Here is a 21,298-nt window from a genome sequence, read left to right as displayed (position 1 = left end):
TAGCAAAATGGAAAGAATTTTTTAATTCAACAAATATTCACCTCCAAGGAAACGAACATGAAAAAATTGGCGCTATGGATGACCAGTTTAACTGCAATGGCAACTGCTGGATCAGCGATTGCTGCTACAGTCGATCAATCCAATGCTTATCAACAGGCATATGCATTATATGTGCTTTACCATCCTAATAATAAAGAGCAGAACAGTAGCACTTTAATTAAGCAATATACTCAGGACTATGCAGAATTGTTTAAGGCGAATAAAAAAGTCAATCAAGTGCAGTTTGTTCAATACGAGCAAGCACGTTTAGAGCCATTACTTAAACAGCGCCGTGAAATGTCAGAAAAACAGGCGCATGTACGTTATGGCATTCTCGATAATAATAAAGATCAGAAACTGACCCTAAAGGAATTTCAGGAGACGGGTTTAAAAACCTTTAATGAGTTTGATAAAAACTTGGATGGTTTAGTAAATGCAGAAGATGCCAAATTAGCGGGCAATAGTAATGCAACGCATGATGGATTCCGTGTGAAACTACCCATTTCAATGCCGATGCCAAGTAACATCAACGAATTTATTAGCCAATATGGTCAAGGGAAAAACTATGTAACGCTTGGAGATTATCTAACAACGCGTGACAAACAATATTTTGCAACCGATGTGAATGGTGATCATATTGTCACTGAGAAGGAATATGTGGATGAGTTTATGCAACGTTTTGATGCCAATATCGCAACAGGTAAAGTCAAAATGCAGGAAACGGCAGCACAACAATTTCAAGTGATTGGCAAAGGTAAAACAACAATTCAAGCCAGTGATATTCAACAATTTGCTAAAAATATGGATCAAGCGATCAGTCAATAAATTATCGCCAATAAGTGATAAACAGTTTCTCGGTCATCTTGAGGATGATCGAGAAATTTTTTATTTAAAAGCGATAAGCTTTTGATAAAATTATAATAATTTTTAATTGAATTTTGTTTAAGATTTACCATATATCCCATTCGAGTATGTTGTGTAGTCTTATAAATGAGTTGGATACATTAAAAAATTCAATTAAAAGGGCAAACTGAGCTCTCATTTTCTTTATTTTTTTGCTAAGATATTGCTAATAATTCTCATTCTCTTTAAACATGTCTGATCCTATTAGCACGCTATATCGTCATCACCATTCTTGGTTATATCAATGGTTAAAACGTCGCCTCAACCATAGTGAAGATGCCGCTGATTTAGCCCATGATACTTTTCTGCGTATCTTAAAGCGTAAAGATGAATTGTATTTTGATCAGCCGCGTGCAATTTTGACCACTGTTGCCAAGGGAATTTTGATTAATTGGTATCAACGTAAATCGATTGAAAAAGCCTATTTAGAGGCGCTTTCAAGCAGACCTGAATATGATGAAATTACACCTGAGCAAAAAATATCGGCAATTGAATCTTTATGTTTGATTAATCAATTACTCAATCAATTGCCTGAGCGCCAGCAACAGGTCTTTATTTGGTCACAATTAGAAGGGCTGACTCAACAGGAAATTGCAACACGCTTAAATATTTCTACCCGAACCGTGATGCGTGATCTGGTTTCAGTACTGAGTCAATGTTTAGCTGTTATGGATTAATGCCTGCATGTTGCATGATCAAATTTATCAAGAAACAGCGCAATGGATCATTAAAATCCAACACGCACCATTGAATGAAACTGAACAGCTTGAATTTGAACAATGGAAACAGCAAAGTTCCCAACACCAAGCTGCATGGTCTAAAGCCGAACGCTTATTGTATAGCCTTAAGGAATTTCCCGAAGATGGGCAGCAGCTGATTCAGCAAGGCAAGAAAAATGCCCAATTTAATTTAAACAAACAACTGGTGCTTGCCTGTTTACTGTGTTTTGGCAGTGTCATGCTATGGAACTCGGATTATCGCTATATATGGTTATCGGATTATCGTACTGCGGTGGGTCAGCAGAAACAGGTTGAGCTGGAAGATGGGACACAACTTCAATTAAGTACCCATACGGCTTTGGACGTGCGTTATACAGCGCAACAACGTATTGTAAAATTACATTATGGCGAAATACAAATACGTACGGCCAAAGAAAAAAATCATGCTTATCGCCCATTCTTGGTCGAAACTGAATCGGCAAATCTGCAAGCGCTTGGCACTGTATTTAATGTTCAGTATTTCAACAACAGTGAAAAGCAAACCTGTCTAGGCGTCATAGAAAGCGCAGTGAAAGTCAGTTTGAACCAGTCCAAACACACTAAAATTGTCCATGCTGGTGAGCAACTCTGCTTTGATGATCGCAATTTTAAAGCATTACAAAGTTTAGATCCGAATATATTGGCATGGAAAAACCATATGGTCATGGCTTTTGAAATGCCGTTGGAAAAATTGCTTCAAGAGATTGGGCGCTATCAACACCAATATATAGATATTGCCCCTCAATTGAAGTCGTTAAAAGTTTCAGGTTCATATCCAGTCAATGACTTTGGCACCTTACAAACAGCATTGCAATTCAGCTATCCAATCAAAGTAGAACGTTATTTCGGGGATCGTGTGTTGAGTATTCAGCCTAAAGCTGAAAATCAGAAAAGTAAAAATAATTAAGAAATGATGTCAGTTTTTACAGACAAGGCGGGTAATACAGTTAAACCAAACAAACTGGAGAAAATTGATGAGCACCTCATTCACACTCAACCGCCTTGCATCTCGTTTAAAAACAGAAACAGCCAGTCAACATGAATATATGCATCAATTAATGGAAAAAGCCCAAGTATTTAAAGACGTCGCACATTATGCAAAATTTACTTTGTCACAGTATTATTTTCAAAAAAATGTCGAATATTTATTTCAACATCCCAAGGTTGCAGACTTGATTTCTGATTTAGATATTCGTGGGCGTTCGCAAGCAGCTTACTTAGATCTACAAGACCTTCAGATCGAACCAGAATCGTTGGCCTTGGTTATTGAAAAGATCGGCTTTCCTGAAGCGCTGGGTTGGATCTATGTATCTGAAGGTTCTACGCTGGGTGCAGCATTCTTATTTAAACAAGCGCAACAAAGTTTGGGGTTTTCCGCAGATTTTGCTGCGAGAAATTTAGCTGCCTATCCAGAAGGGCGGGCCAAAGTCTGGAAACACTTTATTGAGGAACTTGATCAGGCTGACTTTACTCAAGATGAGCAAGATCGCGTCATTTACGCTGCTCAACAAGCCTTTGATTATTTTGGCGCATTATTAAAAGACATTCATTCAACATGAAGAAAGCGTCTTCTGTCAGCAATCACACACAAGGCAAAGACTTAACGCTGTTAGCGTCTTTGCCGGTAACGCCATCTGCAAATTTACATTCATCCTCAGTGGTGCGTGTGATCTGCATCATCTTGGCAATTTTGTGTCTTGTTCTCGCTGTGGTGGGGATTTTATTGCCGGGGATCCCAACTTTTGATTTCCTCTTTTTAGCAACGATTTTTGCCTCAAAAGGTTCAGCACGCTTGCATCGTTGGTTACATCAAAATCGTTATATTGCAATGTTGCTCGCACAGTATCGTGGCGGTTTTAAACAGATTTCGCGTTCACGTAAATGGATGATGACATTGAGTATTTTATTCGGTACGACAATGTTAATGGTGTCTTCACTGCATCTGCACTTAAAACTTAGCCTGTTGGTCATTTTGCTGATTGGGTTGATCTGGATTTGGACCAGACCAGAAAAAATATAAATTTTCATGTCATGTTTTAACAATTCACTGGGTAATGATTATTGAAAATGAAAATCATTCACAAGTGTGGGCGTTCCTATGAAGTTTAAAAAACAAACTCTAGCCATGTTAATACAGTGCTTTTGTATCAGTGGTGTTTATGCACAAATTACTCCCAATGTTTCAATGGCAGCGAAAAAAGCGCCAGAAAAATATTATCAAATTTCAGAGAATCAGTTGGGCTATGTGTTATCAAGTTTTGCAGCACAGTCGGGTATTGCCTTAAGTTATGATGCAAATATTTTAAAAGGGCTGAAAAGTAAAGGAATTACCGGGCATTATAGTGTAAAGCAAGGCTTCGATTATTTGCTTACAGATCACCCTTTTCGGGTAGAGCAGCAAGGTTCGACTTATGTCTTAATTGCTAAATCTGGCTCAGCTAAACCGAATACAGAGAAAAACACTGCGACTGGAAATACAAGCACTCCGTTAAATAACCCTTCGCTTTTCAATAATATGGACAGTGATGTTGTTACGCTTCCTCAGATTAAAGTCAATGCTGTACAACAAAAACAAAAGGTCAATACAACACAGCTGAATCGTGAACACATTAGCCGATTTAGAGGCACGGGGAATGGTGATGTGTTTTCTGATATCGCTGGTGTACAAGTCAATAGCCTGCGTAACGAAGCGGGTGCAATAGATATTGGTATCCGTGGAGTACAAGGTGAGGGACGTGTCCCTGTAATTATTGATGGTAGCCTACAATCCAGTCATACCTTTCGAGGCTATCAAGGAGAGAGTGACCGAACTTATATCGATATGGATTTGATTAGTCAGATTGAAGTCGAAAAAGGCGCATCGCGAGCGAAATTTAGTGTGGGCGGTATTGGCGGAATCGTGAAAATGCGTACACTCAGTGCAAACGATATTTTGCTGCCTAATCGTCAATCAGGTGTCATGCTAAAAGGCAGTTTTTATAACAATAACAAAGCACCACAGACCTCAGATAATGAGCGTGAACAGATGTCTTATCTGCTTCGTAATAAACTGTCCTCGAATAATTTTCAAAATGGCGCTGGCACAATCGCTGCTGCTTATCGGAATGATGTATTCGATCTGGTCGCTGCTTATAGTAAACGCGAAGTCGGTAATTACTATGCTGGAAAACATGGCATTGATTATTATGAAGCGCGAGATATTGTTGATGTTGGACCCGGTCAAGAGGTGGTAAACACCAGTTATAAAAGTGATTCAGGCATCATCAAAGCGGGTATGAATATTACAGACGAACATCGTGTTGAAGTGAATATGCGCCGCCATATGCAAAAAGCGGGTGAGGTCATGGCTTTTTATTGGAATAGATCGCAAGTGATTGATCCCAACTCTCCACCTTGGGGATATATCGATGGTGATTATGTTCTACCCAAATATATAGAGGGCGCATATACCATGCCACAATGGTCCCTTGGAACCGCAGCGATTAATGCATTCAGTGCCAACTATACCTATAAGCCCAAGAATAATCAGTGGTTTGATTTAGAGTTAGGGGTTTGGCATACCAATGCCAAATATCGCCAGCACAATGGCATGCTTGGCATAGCCAATTCTCATTATGGCGACCAATACTGGGGAAGTTTTCAGGACTATCGTAGTGGGATTAATTTAGAAAACACCAGTAAAATTGATGCTTTAACCTTGAATTATGGTCTGACATATGACGAGCAACGGATGAAGCCACAAAATCTTATTGATACTGAAATCGCACGTGATGGATTACGTCAAGAGTCCTCTCTATTTCTCAATGGCGATTATATCTTTAAAGATTTTACCCTGAGTTTAGGCAGTAAATGGCATAAGGCAAAAGTTAAGGATTATGGAGACCAGTATGTTGCAATGAGACCAGTCGCCAATTCCGATTTAAATGACAAAGGCTATGCGCTTCGAGATTATGACGGAAAGATCGACTGGATGGCGCAGCTGAATTATCAGTTGCTGAATGGTATTGATGTCTATGCAAAACTCTCCAATATGTACCGCAGTCCAAGTTTGTTTGAATCGACGGTTTCCAAACAAACCTTTAGTTATGATCCAGATCTGCCGATTAAATCAGAGAATTCTCGTCTTGTTGAGTTTGGTTTCATTGGGCACAACGATAACGTTTTCACTGAAGCAGATCAGTTAAAATTCAATATCAATTATTTCCGTAATCAAACCCAAAATTTCCTTACCCAAGGGGTCCAACGTAAAGATATTGTTAATGAGATTACGCCTGATTTTATTTTGCCTTATACCACCTCATATACTTTCCTAAATTATGAGCAAGTTGTATTGAAAGGTTTAGAGTTTAATCTTGCTTATCAGCATCCGAGTTTCTTTGTGAACATGAATGGAACTTTATATCAAGCACCGAAAGTATGCCCAGCGACGAAAGATGATTGTAATGAGGTCGGAGATTCTTGGAGTCTGATTTCAACACGCTTGCCACCACGTAAACTTTTTAATATTAGCTTAGGCAAGAGTTTGTTTGAAAATAAACTTAATGTGGGGGTACGTGCCAGATATCATTCTGAAAAGAAAAATCCTAAAGGTTGGTTACAGGGTACAGGGGTGAGTGGGCGTGCGGTGACTGAAATTTCTTCGGAAACCTTAGTTGATATTTTTGCGAGCTATAAACTGAATCCAAATCTAAATCTCTCGTTTAATGTTGATAACTTAACCAATCGTTATAACTTTGATCCTGGTACAGTGATCGGTATGCCGATTCCTGGCCGTACCATCAAAGCAGGGTTCGAAATGAGATTCTAGAATCATAAAACAATCAAATCGGCAAAACCCAACTGTAAAAATATGAGTGAACCATGTAGTTAAAAATCAGTCGCTCTAAATCAGTGGTTAGAATCACGTATTAAAAAATTGATAAAGTTCTATAGGTATAGAACTTTATCATCAAAAAATTATATTCAAGCGAACTGATCATACACAGAAGCTTAGACAGCAGCATGCTGGCCGTTCAGCCCACTCAACGTCATGATTTTTGCGCCTGTTGGTCAATCTGTTGTAGCTCTTGTAAACGGCTAGAGTGAAGGTCTTGATTGTGTTGACGAGCCAACAGACTGTAAATGGTAGGTAAGACAAAAAGCGTAAAGAAGGTCCCGATCAACATACCGCAGACAATCACAAGCCCTAAGCCAAAACAACTATGTGCACCAGCGCCTGTGGCAAAAAGGAGTGGAATCAGCCCAAACACCATTGCCGCTGTGGTCATCAGAATTGGACGTAAACGAATTTGAGCAGCTTTTAGAATAGCCGCTCGCCGATCTAAACCTTCATGAACTTGTAATTCATTGGCAAACTCAACCATTAAAATACCATGCTTACTAATCAGCCCTATCAGCGTGACTAAACCAATCTGAGTGTAGATATTGACTGTGGCAAGTCCAAAAGCTAAGGGAATTAATGCGCCACAGATCGACAGCGGAACCGTAATTAAAATAATAAATGGATCCATTAGGCTTTCATATTGAGCGGCTAAAACCAGATAAATCACAATCAGCGCTGCTAAAAATGCAAACAGCAAAGCGTTACCTTCCTGTACATACTGACGTGCATCGGCTTGCCAGTCATAACTAAATCCAGTCGGTAATTCAGATGCAGCCTGTTCCAGAAAACTTAAAGCTTGACCTAAGGAAACCCCAGCGGCGGGGATTGCCTGAAAAGTTGCAGCATTTTGTTGATTAAATTGAGTGAGTTTATTGGGTTCTACCTGTTCACTTAGACTGACCACAGTCGATAAGGGAATCAGTGTACCTTGGTCGGTACGAATAAACTGTCGTGTCAGTGCTTGAGCTGTCAAACGTTGTGTATTGATGCTTTGAGGAATCACATCATAGGCACGACCTTGCATACTAAAACGATTGATATAATTCTCACCAACCAATGTCGCCAAGGCTTCACCGATATCTTGCATACGAATACCCAGACTATTGGCTTTGGCCCGGTCAACCTCGATTCGAATCACGGGGTTATTAAAGTCGAGATCACTGTCGACCACCACAAAAAGGCCACTTTCACGGGCTTTTTGCTTGATGCTCTGCATCGCCTGATAAATGGTTGAATAGTCTTGTGCACTACGTAACACCATTTGTACGGGTAAACCACCTGTTGAACCGGGAAGCGCAGGATTTTGGAATACAAAAATACTGCTGCCTTCTACATCACCAACTTTGGCTTGAAGTTGCTGTTGAATTTCATCCGCAGAATGCACTCGCTCAGACCATGTGGAAAGGGTTGTTCCACCAAAACTTGATGCAGGCCCATCTGTACCATTAATAATCCACGTGGTACTGGTTTCGGGGAAAGTCCAGAAGATTTCATCAAGTTTTTGATTAAAGTGTTCAGCATAATTGAGATTGGCATGTTGTGGTGCTTTGATGGCTGCCAATACACTGGCCTGATCTTCATTGGGCGCCAATTCTTTTTGAGGAAGTTGGTAAAGCAATGGAAGGCTAATAAAAATAGCGATCGCAAAAACCACAGTGATCCAACGATGATGTAAGGAAAAATTGAGCAATTTACTGTAAAGCTGGGTCAAATGTTCAAAGAACCATTCGGCTGCTTTTGCCATTTTACCTTCCTGCTGTTTGGATTGAAGTAGAAATGAACTCATAACAGGAGATAGGGTTAAGGCAATAATCCCTGAAACCAAAACTGCGCCCGCTAAAGTAAAAGCAAATTCTTTGAATAAGGAACCAGTTAATCCACCCATTAAACCAATCGGAGCATACACTGCGGCCAGTGTAATGGTCATTGCAATTACAGGGCCTGCGACTTCTCGTGCCCCGATCAGAGCTGCTGCAACAGGGGATGCACCTTCTTCAATATGTCGATGGACATTTTCAACCACCACGATTGCATCATCTACAACCAAGCCTATGGCGAGTACCATGGCTAAAAGCGTGAGTAAATTGATGCTAAAGCCACATAACAGCATTAAACCCAAGGCACCTAACATTGACAGTGGAATTGTCACTACAGGGATCAAGACACTACGTAAAGAACCTAAACACAGATAGATCACCGCAATAACAATAATCAGCGCTTCGATAAAAGTATGTAAAACTTCATCAATAGAGGCATCAATAAAACGGGCTGTTTCATAGGCAAGATTAACTGTAACCCCCGGCGGTAAGGTTTTTTGGATCTCAGGCAATTTATCTTTAATTCCCTGTACGATCACCAAGGGGTTGCCTGTAGGCGTCGCTTGTAGACCGACAAAAATTGCAGGTTTACCATCCATAGAGGCACTTGTTTCTGTCGAAGCAGCGCCAAGTTCAACTGTTGCCACATCTTGTAGACGAATTAGATTTTGAGCATCATTGCGTATCACCAGATTTTTAAAGTCCTGAATACTGGTGAGATCTGTGGAAACATTGACATTTGAAACCACCAATTCGCCTTTGACCTGACCCGGTGCGGCTTGATAGTTATTTTGACGGATCGCATTGGCGACATCGGCGGCAGTTACCCCACGACTGGCCAAACGATCGGCATCCAACCAAATCCGCATAGCCAAACGCTGACTGCCATAGGTCTGTACCTTGGCAACGCCATCAATTGTAGACAGCATGGGCTCTACCACCCTAGACAAATAATCGGTTAATTCAGCCAAGGATAGTTGTTCGCTGGAAAATCCGATATAGGCAACATCGGTAGATTCACCTGAAGAACGTTCAATGACTGGATCAAATGCCTGTTCTGGTAATTTGTAACGGACTTGATTAACCTTTGCCATCACCTCTGTTAATGCTTGGGTCGAGTCACGATTTAATTGCATGCGTAACGTTACAGCACTGCGACCCTGTACAGTATAAGAACTGAGATAGTCGATGCCCTCTACCGAAGACACTGCTTGAGCAATGGGTTGGGTGACAAAACCTTGCATAAGTTCAGCAGATGCACCGGGATATTCTGTATTGATACTTATCGTTGAAGTTTCAAGTAAAGGATACTGTCGGATAGGCAGTTTATTTAGGGAAAACAAGCCTGCCAGCAAGATCAAGGTGCTGACGACCAAGGCCAATACAGGGCGTTTTACAAAAAGGTCAGTAAATTTCATTCGCTTATCTCCCTAGACTTTGGGCTTGATCGAGGAAGATTGGGGATGCTCAAGTGTATTTACGGTCGGCTCAACTTGCATACCATCACTTAATTTAAGTTGCCCTGATACAACAACTTGATCACCTGCTTTGAGCCCAGATTTGACTACAACTTTGGCTTGATGGCGCTCACCGAGCACTACCGCCACACGTTGCACAATCAGCTTGTTATGGTCTTGTTTTGCAAGGAAGACAGTATTGCCATAAACCGTATAGGTAATTGCAGTTTCAGGAACGACCAAGCTTGGGCGTTCAGATTCTTGGATGTCTAATTTGGTATACATGCCCGGTTTTAACTGTTGATCATGGTTATTTAAAATTGCTTGCCCTTGCACAGTTCGCGATGTTGTGATCAGCGGTTCGATTGCACTTACCACAGCTGTAAAGGACTTTTCAGGAAATGCATCAATTTTGAGTTGTACAGATTGTCCGATTTTTAACCTCGATGCCAATTGTTCATCCAATGTGAAATTGGCAAGAATTTGTCGAAAGTCGACCAGATTAGCAATACCAGTGCCTGCCTCTAAATATTGCCCTTGATGCACTTGGCGTATTCCCATGAGACCAGAAAAGGGGGCACGAATTGCTTTCTGTTTTATGCTGGCTTGTAGCTGTTGGATTTCTGCACGCGTCATATCTCGATCAGCCAATGCTGTATCCATTTCTGCCTTTGAAATCGCATGACTATCAATCAGGAGTTTGGTGCGGTGATAGGCCATTTCGGCTTGTTTCAATTTGGCTTGCAAGCGACCTAATTGAGCTTGTTCAACATCGGTATTGAGTTGAATCAGTATTTGACCTTGTTGAACAGCTTGTCCAGATTGGAAATAAATCTGTTTGATTATACCTGTTGTTTCTGTTGACACTTTGACTTGTCGGATTGCTTCCAACTCACCAATACTGGAAAGCACTTGTGGAATATTTTGTTCGACCACTGTACTCAAGGCCACTTTGACTGGAGGGTAAGCGCCAGATTGATGCGTTTCACTTGAACGAGAATTTAAATAAAAATAGATTGCGACACCCACGAGAATTAAAGTGATCGCGATTAGAAAAAGCCATTTGTTGTTTTTCATGCGACAACTCCAAGGTTGCGGAGTTGTTGTCGAAAATGACTGGCAATGGTCAGCGCTAAAAGACCGCCAATCACTGAAATATGTTCAAGTGCAAAGTAAAAGGCGATATTGGCTTGGATACCAGACATGTTCCAAAAGTGATGCACAATCACAATTGTCAGTGCTAAAAATACAGAAAGAATCAGTGTGCCGGACCACATATGCCGCTCAAATAAAATACAATAGGCGCCCACAAGTAGAATCAACGCAGAAGCATAATTAAATAACCACGCAGGCTCTAGACCAGCCGCCTGCATTTCCAAAAATCCTGTTTCAACAGCAAGAATTTTACTAAGTCCTGAACTTAGAAATAGAAGCGCAAGACAACATCTGCTGATGGCCCACAGCCATTGGCTTTCTAAACTTAATTTAATGAAATATGGCATGAGAATATTTCCTGAAGAAATAAGACTGGATAATTAAAACCTTTAAAATGAATAGCTTGTTGTTATTCATAATAGCTGTGGCAAGCAGTCTAAAACCTCAAGTTATATTTAGGTCAATGGGCTTTGATCAGAAAATTTGTAGAGGGATAAGATTTTTACAATGGCTTAAATTGGCGATAGCGTTTTTTGTATTTTGAGTTGTAATGATGAAAAGCCATGGCAGCTAAGATCAATTGACAAATGTACTTTGCTGAATTATAAAACCTCAAGTAATATTGAGAAATATCAAAATGCAGACAGAAGAAAAAATTGATTTTAATCGAATGATGACGGTAGGAGAGGTGGCTAAACGGAGTGGTGTAGCCGTTTCAACCTTGCATTTTTATGAGTCGAAAGGGCTAATTAAAAGTATTAGAACAAATGGAAATCAGCGTCGTTTTCCATCAATTGTCTTACGTTATATTGGAATTATTAAGGTTGCACAAAAAGTAGGAATTTCTCTGGAGGAAATTAAAAATGCATTAAGTGTTTACCCTATGGGAAGCAAATTAACCGCAGAACAATGGTCAGTGTTATCATCGCATTGGCGTAAGGATTTAGATGAGCGTATTCAAAAACTAACACGTTTAAGAGATGAAATGGATTGGTGTATTGGTTGTGGTTGTTTATCTCTAAAGCAATGTCCTTTACGTAATCCAGAAGATATATTAAGACACGAAGGATCCGGTCCCCGTATTTTAGAGCGTGAATAAGAATCCAATATTAATATTTTATGTGATTGATATTTTAGCTTTTTATCTTGAGCTGTTGATCACTTATGTTTGGTGAAAAAACTCTAAGCACACTTTCAAGCTTTTAATCAGTACAAATGACCATTATCAATAATGATATTGAGCTAAAACGGGCATATTCAAAACCAAGTCAGTGTTGTGTAAATAACCAGTAATAAATAGACAGGTCTGTATAGACAGTCCGCCTAACTTTTTAGTAGAATACATCACAATTTAAAATTAAATAATAATGCATGTCTAACAATATTTACGCTGCTTTGGAGCAGCTTGGCTTATCAGCACAAAAACGTGCGATTCACGTACAATTTTCTAATTCGGCGTTGAGCCAACAGGTGTTCCTACAACGTATCGATGGAACACATCAAATCAATGAGGGTGTTCGGCTCCAACTCATCTGTCTTGCAACGTCAGCAACTATCCCTTTAAAAAGCTTTATTGGAACTCAAGCTGCAATTGATATCGTCACAGATAAATCCGAATTAACCCGTATTTCAGGGATTGTGACCCAAGCCGATATTGGCGCATCTGATGGTTCTCTTACTATCTATCGTTTGACTGTAGAAGACCCAACAGCACTTTGGAAACACCGTAGAAACTCTCGAGTATTTATGAATAAGTCGGTTGTGGATGTGATCCAAACCGTATTCCAAGAATGGACACAACGCAGCCCACTATTTGCCTCAAGCTTAAGTTTAGATAAGAGTGGCTTAAGCAAAGACTATGATGTGCGTCCATTCATTATGCAGGCATCTGAAAGTGACTTTGACTTCCTGACCCGTTTGATGAGAAGTGAAGGGATTAACTGGCTGATCGATGAAGCACAACTTAAAGTGTCGAGCTCAACAGAACAAATCCAAGCACAAAAGCTTCGTTTAATTGATGACAATTCGCAATTTAGTGCCTTAGAACGCCGCAATATTCGCTTCCATAGAAGCAGCGCCGTAGAAAAAACTGATTCAATTACCAATTTTATTGGTCAGCGTTCCATTCAACCGACTTCAGTGTATATCCAACGTTGGCAAGCTGATGTATTGGATATTGATGAAGGCGCTGGTAGTGTCCAAAGTAAGCACAGCCATAGTGAAAATTATGACAATGCCAGTCTAGCTTTAGAACAAGCATGGCACTTTAGCCCTGCATGGATTCAAGACCTTAATGGTGAAGATGGCGCAACGCCATCGGGCAACAGTCAGATTGAAAAATTTAACCAAAACCTCAGTAACTACTACGATTCACAAGCCAAACAATTTACAGCAACGTCAACAGTGCGCGATGCACATGTTGGCTATTGGTTTGAACTGAATGAACACCCTGAGATAGATCAACACTCAGGTGCAGACAAAGAATTTTTAATCACGGCTAAAAGCTTTTATAACCAAAATAACTTACCCAAAGATCTCACTGATCAAGTCACCGCTTTAGTTCAACAAAGCAATTGGCAAGCCACCCAAATCACCAGCAACACGAGTGATGAACGTCAAGCCAGTAATTTAACCATTCAACGTCGTAACATCAGCACGGTTCCAGCCTATAACCCATTACAACACCGACCGATTGCATCACCGCAACGGGCCAAAGTGGTGGGGCCAAGCGGAGAAGAAATCCATGTTGATGAATGGGGGCGTATCAAAGTTCGTTTCCTGTTTAGCCGTAATGAAGACAACACCCATGATGGCGGTGCGGGTTCCAATGACAATGACACAGATTCAGCTTGGGTCGATGTCCTAACTCCATGGGCAGGTGAAGGCTATGGTGCGCGATTCTTACCGAGAATCGGTGAAATTGTTGTGATTGATTTCTTTGATGGCAACATTGACCGTCCATTTGTGGTTGGGCGCATCCATGAAGCGCAACGCCATCCAAGCAAGTTTGATGACAAAGGTAAACTGCCTGATACCAAGAAACTGGCAGGAATAAAAAGTCGAGAGTATCAAGGCAGTGGTTACAATCAACTGAGGTTTGATGATACTACTGGCCAAATCAGCAGCCAGTTACAAAGTAGTCATGCCGCCAGCCAACTCAACTTGGGCAAACTGAGTCATCCTAAAGACAAAGCGGAAAGTGATGATCGTGGTGAAGGCTTTGAACTTCGTACTGACCAATGGGGAGCAGTACGTGCAGGGCAAGGTTTACTGCTTTCAACCTATAAACAAGACCAAGCCAAAGGTGATCACCTTGATTCAGAGCTTGCCAAAAAGCAACTTGAAGGCAGCCAGACCAACAGTAAAGCCTTAAGCGATATTGCCAAGAACCAAAAGACGGATGAAATTGAATCAATTGAGCAACTGAAAGAATTTACAGAACAGCTTGAGCAAAAAATTGCTAAATTCAATAAAGCCTTGCTTTTATTAAGCTCACAAGATGGGATTGCCTTAAGTACCCCTGAAGATATTCATATCTCCGCAGATTCGCAGATCAATCAAATTGCAGGCGATAGCATCAACTTGAGTACGCAAAAGAATTTGATTGCACACGCGCAAAACAAACTCAGTTTATTTGCTGCTCAAGGTGGCATTAAAGCCATTGCAGCACAAAGTAAAGTTGAAATTCAAGCACAGTCCGATGCTTTAGATGTATTTGCCAAGCTGGGTATTACCATTTCATCTACTGATGACAAAGTTGTGATTAGTAGTCCTAAAGAGGTTGTGATTACAGGTGGTTCATCGCAAATTGCACTGAATAATTCAGGAATTTTCCCAAAAACAGGTGGGAAGTTTGAGGTGAATGCTGGGCAGCATGTGTTTCAGGGTGGGGCAAGTGTAAGTGCTAAGTCTAGCCTACCACCACCACCGAAACGTGCTTCAGGCGTTTTAGAGTTGTTGCATGATTATGCGCATGGAAATTTTGTAAAAGGTGGTGAATATAGTGTCACCGATGTATTAGGCAAAGTAGTAACAGGTAAATTAGATGATAAAGGTTTTGCTAGAGTTTCAGGATTAGCAGCAGGTGCAGTCAAAATTAATTTTGAAGATGATCAACGTGATCCTTGGGATGAGTCTAGTGACTTCAAGCGTGAAGTTGAGTGGCCTAATAAAAATGATGAGGATTTAGAACAATCTGAATCACTTCTGGCAAATGTGAGTAAAAAAGCACAAACAGCATTAGGCGATTTTACCAAACAACTTACAGACCCTAAAACCTTAATGAAGAATATTCAATTAGCACAAAAAATTAAATCTGATGGTGCTAAAACTTTGCTACCAATGCTCAATAATCAAGTACAGGGTGTGGTATCAGAGAAAATTTCAAGTTTATTACCGAATACAAAATCAAATGGTAGTCTGGCTAATTTAGGCGGGGGATTTGTTGCTTCGCAAAAAAGTGAAGTTAATCTTTCAAATATCAGTGGTATAACAACAAATGTTTTACCGCAATATTTAAAAAGCCCATTTGATAAGAACTAATAGAGAAGAAATACAATGGCTCAACCAAAAACAGAAGTTGTAAAACCACTCAATGAAGTGTCTATTAAAGACATCAACAATTCAAAGCAAAAAATTGATAAGTGGTTACTAGACCATACTCACCAACTCGTTGGTTTGAACTTAGTTAGCAGTGTATTAGGAACTGTACCGATTATTGGGAATGTTATGGCTGCAATTGATGTAGTTACAGACATTTTCCAAATTTATGAAAAAGGTTATCAGAATGCCGATGTCTTTGATTGGACAACTGTAGGTATTGATTTAATAGGTGTTGCTCCCGTACCAGGTACAACAGCTATTCGTACCTCAGCTCGACCTGCATTATTTCTAGTACGTCAGGAAGTAAAGAGGGTTGGAAAAGCTGCGTTAGCTGAAGCAGTAATTACTGTTATTGGTAAACATCTAAATGATCAAGTTGCGGGTAATATTGAAAAATTTTGTGCATCGGGCTTGACGCAACTCAACTCTATTTTAGGATCATGCGGAAATACCATTCAAGGTGCAACTACTGAAATCAATGGAGGAATTGTTCGTGTGGTGACACAGGGGAAAGTGTTTACTAATGCAGGTGCAAATGCAACACGGGCACAACAACAAGCAGCAGGAATTGCTAAGGGATTAAAAAGTGGAGATCTTGTACGTGCTGGTAAAAATATAGTTTATATGACTGAAAACTGGGGTAAAGCCCTGTTTAAAACTAATGTAAATAACAATGCTAAAGTCGTTTCAATGCTTGTTCCGCAACATTTAAAACAACCTGTTTTAAATGTGGGTGCAACAATCAGTAAAGTAGGTGTGACGGCAAATGCCAAAATCAGAAAACTAGGAAATAAAGCTGAACCACAAACAATAGGATGGTTATTTGAGGTCTTGAGATTAGGTGCTTCTCGATTTAGAAAGACCAAGTCAGCTCAAGTGAAAGCCACACAGACAACGCAGGCAAAAAATGCAAAGAACAATAATAAATTAGAAAAATCTAGGGATGAACATCCTGCGACTAACAATGCCAATCAATGTAAGAACTGTAAAGGTGGAACAAGCGGTTCTATCTCATTTGCAATGGGGACCGAGTTTTTAACGCATGATGATGCACTGATTCATCCATTAATGGTTGAGCCCTTGGCTCGTTCTTATATTTCGAATCTATATCAGTATGACCAATCCATATTTGGCGCACGTTGGACAACGCCATTTAGCAGTAAAATTGTACAACGTAGTCAATATAATGAAAAAAATCCAAAAGAAAACATTGAACTGAAAGGTTGGGAATATATTGGTATAGATGGTCGTCCTATCAAGCTACGTGAATTAAAGGCTGGGCAAAGCTTTTACGATGAAATTGAAACTTTTACCTACACTGTAGTTTCTGATGATATTCGTGCAATTACATTTGGTTCAAATGAATCTCGTTATTACCAAAAATATAAAAATGAATTTAGACTAGTTTCTATAGAGCGCCAAAATGGGTTTAGTGTAGGTTTACGTTATGATCACCGCATTGATGATGAAAGCTATTTATCCGATATTATATTTAAACAAGACCAAAATATCTTAGCGCACCTTGCTTTAAAGCTGAATCAAAACAAATTGGTTGATGAAATATGGTTGGTGAAGGATGGGCAATTAAAACGTCAGTTATCTGCATATGTATACAATGATCAAGCTGATCTGATCCAAGCAACCAACGAATTTGGTGCTTCTTACCAATATACCTACCAGCATCATCTTCTTACACGTTATACAGACTTGACAAAACGTGGTATGAATTTGAAATGGAATGGAAAATTACCAAGCTCAAAGGCGATTGAAGAGTGGGCTGATGATTATAGTTCGGCAAGAAAACTTGAGTGGGATGAGAATGTACGTGTTACTACCGTAACTGATATAGATGGTAATGTGACGGAACATTACTACGGCATTACAGGCTATACCTATCGTATTATTTATCCTGATAATTTACAGGAATGGTTTTTTAGGGATGATGCAAAAAATATTACTTCACATGTGGCTACAGATGGCACAGAAACAGTTTATAGCTATGATGAACGAGGCAATGTTCTCACGACAACGCAAGCAGATGGTGCAACAACTTACTTTGAATATGATGAACAAGACCAATTGATTGGTATGGTGGATGCAGAGCAAGGTCGCTGGTTTAAACAATACGACGGTTCAGGCAACCTGATTAAAGAAATTGATCCGCTGAAACATGAAACTGGTTATGCCTACAATAGCATGGGCTTGGTGACTTCAATCACCGATGCCAAAGGGGGTAATAAAGCCCTTAAATACGATGATCAGGGAAATTTACTTAGTTATACCGACTGCTCTGGTAAAGAAACTAAATGGCAGTATGATGAGCGAGGACGAGTTAAGTCTGTTGAAAATGCCTTAAAACAAAAAAATGAATATTTTTATACAGAAATTACTACAGGGCAGGGTGAGCCGATAATCAAAGGTTTGCCATTGAACGCCTTTGGTCAGTTGGAAAAGATCAAGCATCCTGATGGTTCTATAGAACATTTTGTGCATGATGCTGAAGGACGATTGCTTGCTCATGTAGATCCGAAGCAATACATCACCAAATATGAATATGATGCAGCTGGATTAATTAGCAAACGCACGGATGCTTTAAATCATACTTTAAAATATCAATGGGATCGTTTAAGCCGTTTAAAACGATTAACCAATGAAAATGGTGCAAACTACGAATTCATTTATGATGCAGGCGGGCGCTTAGTTAAAGAAATTGATTTTGATGCTAAAGAAACTCTTTATCAATACGATGAATTGAATGGTCGTTTGACTACAAGTATTGAAGTTGCATCTGCCTATGGGCAAGATCTGAAAGATCGTGCAGTACCGAAAGATCGAATTCAACAATTTATTTTTGACAGTATGGGGCGTTTAGAACAACGTACAGCTGGTTACGGTCATTACGGTTTATTAGAACTTGAAGCAAAACAAACCGAAGAATTTGCCTACGACTATATGGGAAGAATCTTGAATGCCAGAAATCAGGAGAGCAATCTACAATGGTTCTATGATGCCGCTGGCAATGTAATCAAAGAACATCAACAGGATTATAAGACGCATAAGACAGCGGTATGGAAGCATAGTTATGATGAAATCAATGATCGAATCAAAACCATACGCCCTGATGGACAAAATATAGATTGGCTTACCTATGGTACAGGTCATGTACAAAGCCTGATTGTCAATGGACAGGATTTGGTGAGTTTTGAGCGAGATGACCTACATCGTGAAGTTGTTCGCCACTATGCTAATGGGGTTAGCCAAGAGCAACAGTTTGACTTAGCAGGGCGATTACACAGCCAAGTCATGCTCAATGAGCATGACAATGGTTACCAAAACCAATACAAAGTCCCAAACCAAGAAAAGAACAATGCACTACAACAAACTAGCCAATTGGTACAACGACTATATCAATATGATAAAACAGGTGAGCTGACAGCGATCAAAGATACACGTCGTGGCAACATTGCATATAAATATGACCCTGTTGGACGCTTACTTGAAGCCAGTAGTAAACTCGGTAAAGAAACCTTTAGTTTTGACCCTGCCAGCAATATTGTTGATCGTTACAACGATGGCAAAGCCAAAAGCCATAAACAAACAGCAGAAGAAAAAGGCTATGGCTACAATCGTCTAGTCAATAACGTGGTCAAAGAATACCTTGATCAACAATACCAATATGATGCATACGGACAATTGGTCCGACAAAAATCAACGCAAGGTGATTTAAATCTTGAGTGGGATGTTTACGGACGAATGATCAAGAGTCGAAATAGCCAATTTACTGCAGAGTATCGCTATGATGCGTTAGGTCGCCGTATCCAAAAACGTAGTAAGCAGCATCATACAGGGGATGAACATAACATCATCTATGGATGGGATGGCGACACACTTGCCTATGAATCAACAGAGCAAGCAACTAAACACTATATTTACGAAAAAGACAGCTTTGTGCCGATGCTGCAAGCCGTCTATCAAAGCCCTATAGAACTACATCAAACACCTGATTGGTCAGACAAGCCGTATAGTGTACATCGTGACCCACTATGGAAAACTACCAAGCAAAGCAAAGGCTTTGATGATGTATGGTTCTATCACTGTGACCATTTGGGTACACCGCAGGAAATGACAGACCATACAGGTTCGATCATTTGGAAAGCTGAATATAAAGCTTGGGGTGAGTGTAAGACTGAGAAGGCTAAATCAAATTTCTTTGAAAATTCAGAAATCATCAGTAATAACATACGCTTTCAGGGGCAGTATTTTGATCAAGAAACAGGGCTGCATTACAATAGGCATCGTTATTACTCGCCTTATGTTGGAAGATTTGTAAGTAAAGATCCTATAAGCCTAGACGGAGGCTATAATTTATACGTATATGCGCCTAATACCATAGAATGGATAGATCCTTTAGGCTTAAGGAGTAGAACTAAGACTTTACCTGTTAATGCAAAAAGTAAAAATACAAAAAAATTAATAAATTGTATTGGGGCATCTGGTAAAAAAGTTAGTGCAGATGATGCTAGAAAAGATGACTATTTGTATAATAATAAAAATGATGCGATGAATGCTGGAGCCAAAATGTTAGGACCTGGGGCTGTTAAAACTTATAATGAAAAAGGTCAGTGGAATGGTTGGAAGAATTCTAAAGGAGAGTCAGTATATTGGAATCATGGTGATTGGGGGAAAGGTGTAGGTACTTCTACTTTCCCACATTTGAACTATGATGTAGGAGGAAAGAAAGGTCACTTATTTATGAAAGATAAAATAGAGAATGCAGGTATGGTTGATGATTTTTATGGTAAATATAAAAAGGCTCAAGGTTGCCCATGAATGTATTAGAAATTATTGAAAATAGCGATGATTCAAAATTATTGAGTTTGAGCTGTGATGAAAACGAAGTAAGTTTAATCATAGCTCATGAATATCTTGGGAAGACTATTCGATTAACTTTCCCTTTTGAAAATTTTTTTAATAGTTTTTCAAGTAAAAGTGATGGTATATGTTTTTTATCAATTGAAGATATAGAGAGTCAGTTAGGTATAAAAAATGGAGTCTATATTCCAGCCACAGATTTTGGTGATTTTATGTATGAAATGAGAGAAGGAAATTGCTGTGCTTACGGTTTAAGAGAAAGTAAATTTAAAAAAATTTTCAAAGTTGTAGGTAGTTTTAAAGTAGTAATTCCATGCGAAAACTTAGATAAGATAAAAGTAGAGTTACTTCATAGTTAATCTTTTATTTATGACGTAAGAGTATTATTAGAAAATAATTTTTTTCGGCTAAGTGTTTTTAATTTTATCTTTTTTAAAGTGATAATGGGCTGTAATGAAAATTAGTTAAGATCGGTAAAAAAAGTTAAGTGTAATTCTAAATAAGTAAGCAATTAGAAGAAAATGTTAATTCATTAATTCTAAATTTTTTAGGAAATGGTGGTTTTTTGAAAAATCCATTAAATGAATCAAAATTAAACTTCGGATATCTCAAGATTAATGATCCGATATTAGCGGATAATATTTTTAATTTTCGAATAGAAAGCTATGGGCAAGTAGAGCTTCAAGAGTGGAATATGGTTAGATCAGATGAAATTGTAAATATGGATGAGTTGTATATGGAGAAACATAATGATTATTGATGGTTTAACAACTAAAATTTTTAACTTTGTTAGAAAAAAATTAATGAAAGAGT

General features: G+C 39.3%; 14 protein-coding genes. 11 read left to right on the top strand and 3 right to left on the bottom strand.

What is annotated here, in order from left to right:
* The first annotated feature begins 57 nt into the window (after positions 1-57).
* From FY049_RS01870 to FY049_RS01845, 6 genes are all read left to right on the top strand, one after another.
* Positions 58-864: a hypothetical protein gene (locus tag FY049_RS01870; protein ID WP_056513251.1), complete on the top strand. Its 807-nt coding sequence runs from the start codon at positions 58-60 to the stop codon at positions 862-864.
* Positions 865-1,133: 269 nt separating this feature from the next.
* Positions 1,134-1,619 (top strand): sigma-70 family RNA polymerase sigma factor, encoded by a 486-nt coding sequence (locus tag FY049_RS01865; RefSeq protein ID WP_004717675.1) that lies wholly within the window; start codon positions 1,134-1,136, stop codon positions 1,617-1,619.
* Between the two features lie 7 nt (positions 1,620-1,626).
* Positions 1,627-2,607, top strand: a complete 981-nt coding sequence (locus FY049_RS01860; RefSeq protein ID WP_446083041.1) for a FecR domain-containing protein — start codon at positions 1,627-1,629, stop codon at positions 2,605-2,607.
* 67 nt (positions 2,608-2,674) lie between these two features.
* On the top strand, positions 2,675-3,259 hold the full coding sequence (locus FY049_RS01855) for a biliverdin-producing heme oxygenase (RefSeq protein WP_262782865.1): 585 nt from the start codon (positions 2,675-2,677) through the stop codon (positions 3,257-3,259).
* The gene (locus tag FY049_RS01850) at positions 3,256-3,720 is read left to right on the top strand and encodes a YbaN family protein (protein ID WP_166781962.1); all 465 of its coding nucleotides are present in this window, start codon (positions 3,256-3,258) and stop codon (positions 3,718-3,720) included. Before FY049_RS01855 ends, FY049_RS01850 begins: the two co-directional genes overlap by 4 nt.
* A 78-nt stretch (positions 3,721-3,798) precedes the next feature.
* Positions 3,799-6,507, top strand: coding sequence for a TonB-dependent receptor domain-containing protein (locus tag FY049_RS01845; RefSeq protein ID WP_446083040.1), 2,709 nt, complete (start codon positions 3,799-3,801; stop codon positions 6,505-6,507).
* A 220-nt stretch (positions 6,508-6,727) separates the two neighbouring features.
* Here FY049_RS01845 and FY049_RS01840 read toward each other — a convergent pair whose 3' ends face one another.
* The 3 genes from FY049_RS01840 to FY049_RS01830 are packed head-to-tail and all read right to left on the bottom strand — an operon-like array spanning position 6,728 to position 11,358.
* Complete coding sequence (locus tag FY049_RS01840; protein ID WP_446083039.1) at positions 6,728-9,817, bottom strand: MexW/MexI family multidrug efflux RND transporter permease subunit; 3,090 nt, start codon at positions 9,815-9,817, stop codon at positions 6,728-6,730.
* Between the two features lie 12 nt (positions 9,818-9,829).
* Positions 9,830-10,933: an efflux RND transporter periplasmic adaptor subunit gene (locus FY049_RS01835; RefSeq protein ID WP_446083038.1), complete on the bottom strand. Its 1,104-nt coding sequence runs from the start codon at positions 10,931-10,933 to the stop codon at positions 9,830-9,832.
* A complete protein-coding gene (locus FY049_RS01830; RefSeq protein WP_224964096.1) occupies positions 10,930-11,358 on the bottom strand; it encodes a DoxX family protein in 429 nt (142 codons plus the stop codon). Before FY049_RS01830 ends, FY049_RS01835 begins: the two co-directional genes overlap by 4 nt.
* Positions 11,359-11,648: 290 nt before the next feature.
* On the opposite strand from FY049_RS01830, the gene soxR reads away from it, so the two are divergent.
* The 5 genes from soxR (at position 11,649) to FY049_RS01805 (ending at position 21,245) form a co-directional block, all read left to right on the top strand.
* Positions 11,649-12,110, top strand: a complete 462-nt coding sequence (gene soxR, locus FY049_RS01825; protein WP_224964095.1) for a redox-sensitive transcriptional activator SoxR — start codon at positions 11,649-11,651, stop codon at positions 12,108-12,110.
* Positions 12,111-12,382: 272 nt separating this feature from the next.
* Positions 12,383-15,553, top strand: a complete 3,171-nt coding sequence (locus FY049_RS01820; protein ID WP_224964094.1) for a type VI secretion system Vgr family protein — start codon at positions 12,383-12,385, stop codon at positions 15,551-15,553.
* Positions 15,554-15,568: 15 nt separating this feature from the next.
* On the top strand, positions 15,569-20,443 hold the full coding sequence (locus tag FY049_RS01815; RefSeq protein ID WP_446083037.1) for an RHS repeat-associated core domain-containing protein: 4,875 nt from the start codon (positions 15,569-15,571) through the stop codon (positions 20,441-20,443).
* Positions 20,440-20,844 carry a hypothetical protein gene (locus FY049_RS01810; protein ID WP_151803476.1) on the top strand — a complete coding sequence of 135 codons (405 nt, stop codon included), beginning with the start codon at positions 20,440-20,442 and terminating at the stop codon, positions 20,842-20,844. Before FY049_RS01815 ends, FY049_RS01810 begins: the two co-directional genes overlap by 4 nt.
* A gap of 206 nt (positions 20,845-21,050) precedes the next feature.
* Positions 21,051-21,245: a hypothetical protein gene (locus FY049_RS01805; protein WP_446083036.1), complete on the top strand. Its 195-nt coding sequence runs from the start codon at positions 21,051-21,053 to the stop codon at positions 21,243-21,245.
* The last annotated feature ends 53 nt before the right edge of the window (positions 21,246-21,298 follow it).

The organism is Acinetobacter sp. 1125_18A, assembly GCF_052824985.1.
Note: the sequence above shows the minus strand (reverse complement) of the source record. Positions and strands in the feature narration are given on the sequence as shown.

What these genes read in the sequence shown, in the direction of transcription:
- FY049_RS01835 (WP_446083038.1), bottom strand. Translation starts at nt 10,933, where the DNA reads ATGAAAAACAACAAATGGCTTTTTCTAATCGCGATCACTTTAATTCTC.
- FY049_RS01865 (WP_004717675.1), top strand. Translation starts at nt 1,134, where the DNA reads ATGTCTGATCCTATTAGCACGCTATATCGTCATCACCATTCTTGGTTA.
- FY049_RS01840 (WP_446083039.1), bottom strand. Translation starts at nt 9,817, where the DNA reads ATGAAATTTACTGACCTTTTTGTAAAACGCCCTGTATTGGCCTTGGTC.
- FY049_RS01830 (WP_224964096.1), bottom strand. Translation starts at nt 11,358, where the DNA reads ATGCCATATTTCATTAAATTAAGTTTAGAAAGCCAATGGCTGTGGGCC.
- FY049_RS01870 (WP_056513251.1), top strand. Translation starts at nt 58, where the DNA reads ATGAAAAAATTGGCGCTATGGATGACCAGTTTAACTGCAATGGCAACT.
- FY049_RS01855 (WP_262782865.1), top strand. Translation starts at nt 2,675, where the DNA reads ATGAGCACCTCATTCACACTCAACCGCCTTGCATCTCGTTTAAAAACA.
- FY049_RS01820 (WP_224964094.1), top strand. Translation starts at nt 12,383, where the DNA reads ATGTCTAACAATATTTACGCTGCTTTGGAGCAGCTTGGCTTATCAGCA.
- FY049_RS01850 (WP_166781962.1), top strand. Translation starts at nt 3,256, where the DNA reads ATGAAGAAAGCGTCTTCTGTCAGCAATCACACACAAGGCAAAGACTTA.
- FY049_RS01815 (WP_446083037.1), top strand. Translation starts at nt 15,569, where the DNA reads ATGGCTCAACCAAAAACAGAAGTTGTAAAACCACTCAATGAAGTGTCT.
- FY049_RS01810 (WP_151803476.1), top strand. Translation starts at nt 20,440, where the DNA reads ATGAATGTATTAGAAATTATTGAAAATAGCGATGATTCAAAATTATTG.
- FY049_RS01845 (WP_446083040.1), top strand. Translation starts at nt 3,799, where the DNA reads ATGAAGTTTAAAAAACAAACTCTAGCCATGTTAATACAGTGCTTTTGT.
- FY049_RS01860 (WP_446083041.1), top strand. Translation starts at nt 1,627, where the DNA reads ATGTTGCATGATCAAATTTATCAAGAAACAGCGCAATGGATCATTAAA.
- soxR (WP_224964095.1), top strand. Translation starts at nt 11,649, where the DNA reads ATGCAGACAGAAGAAAAAATTGATTTTAATCGAATGATGACGGTAGGA.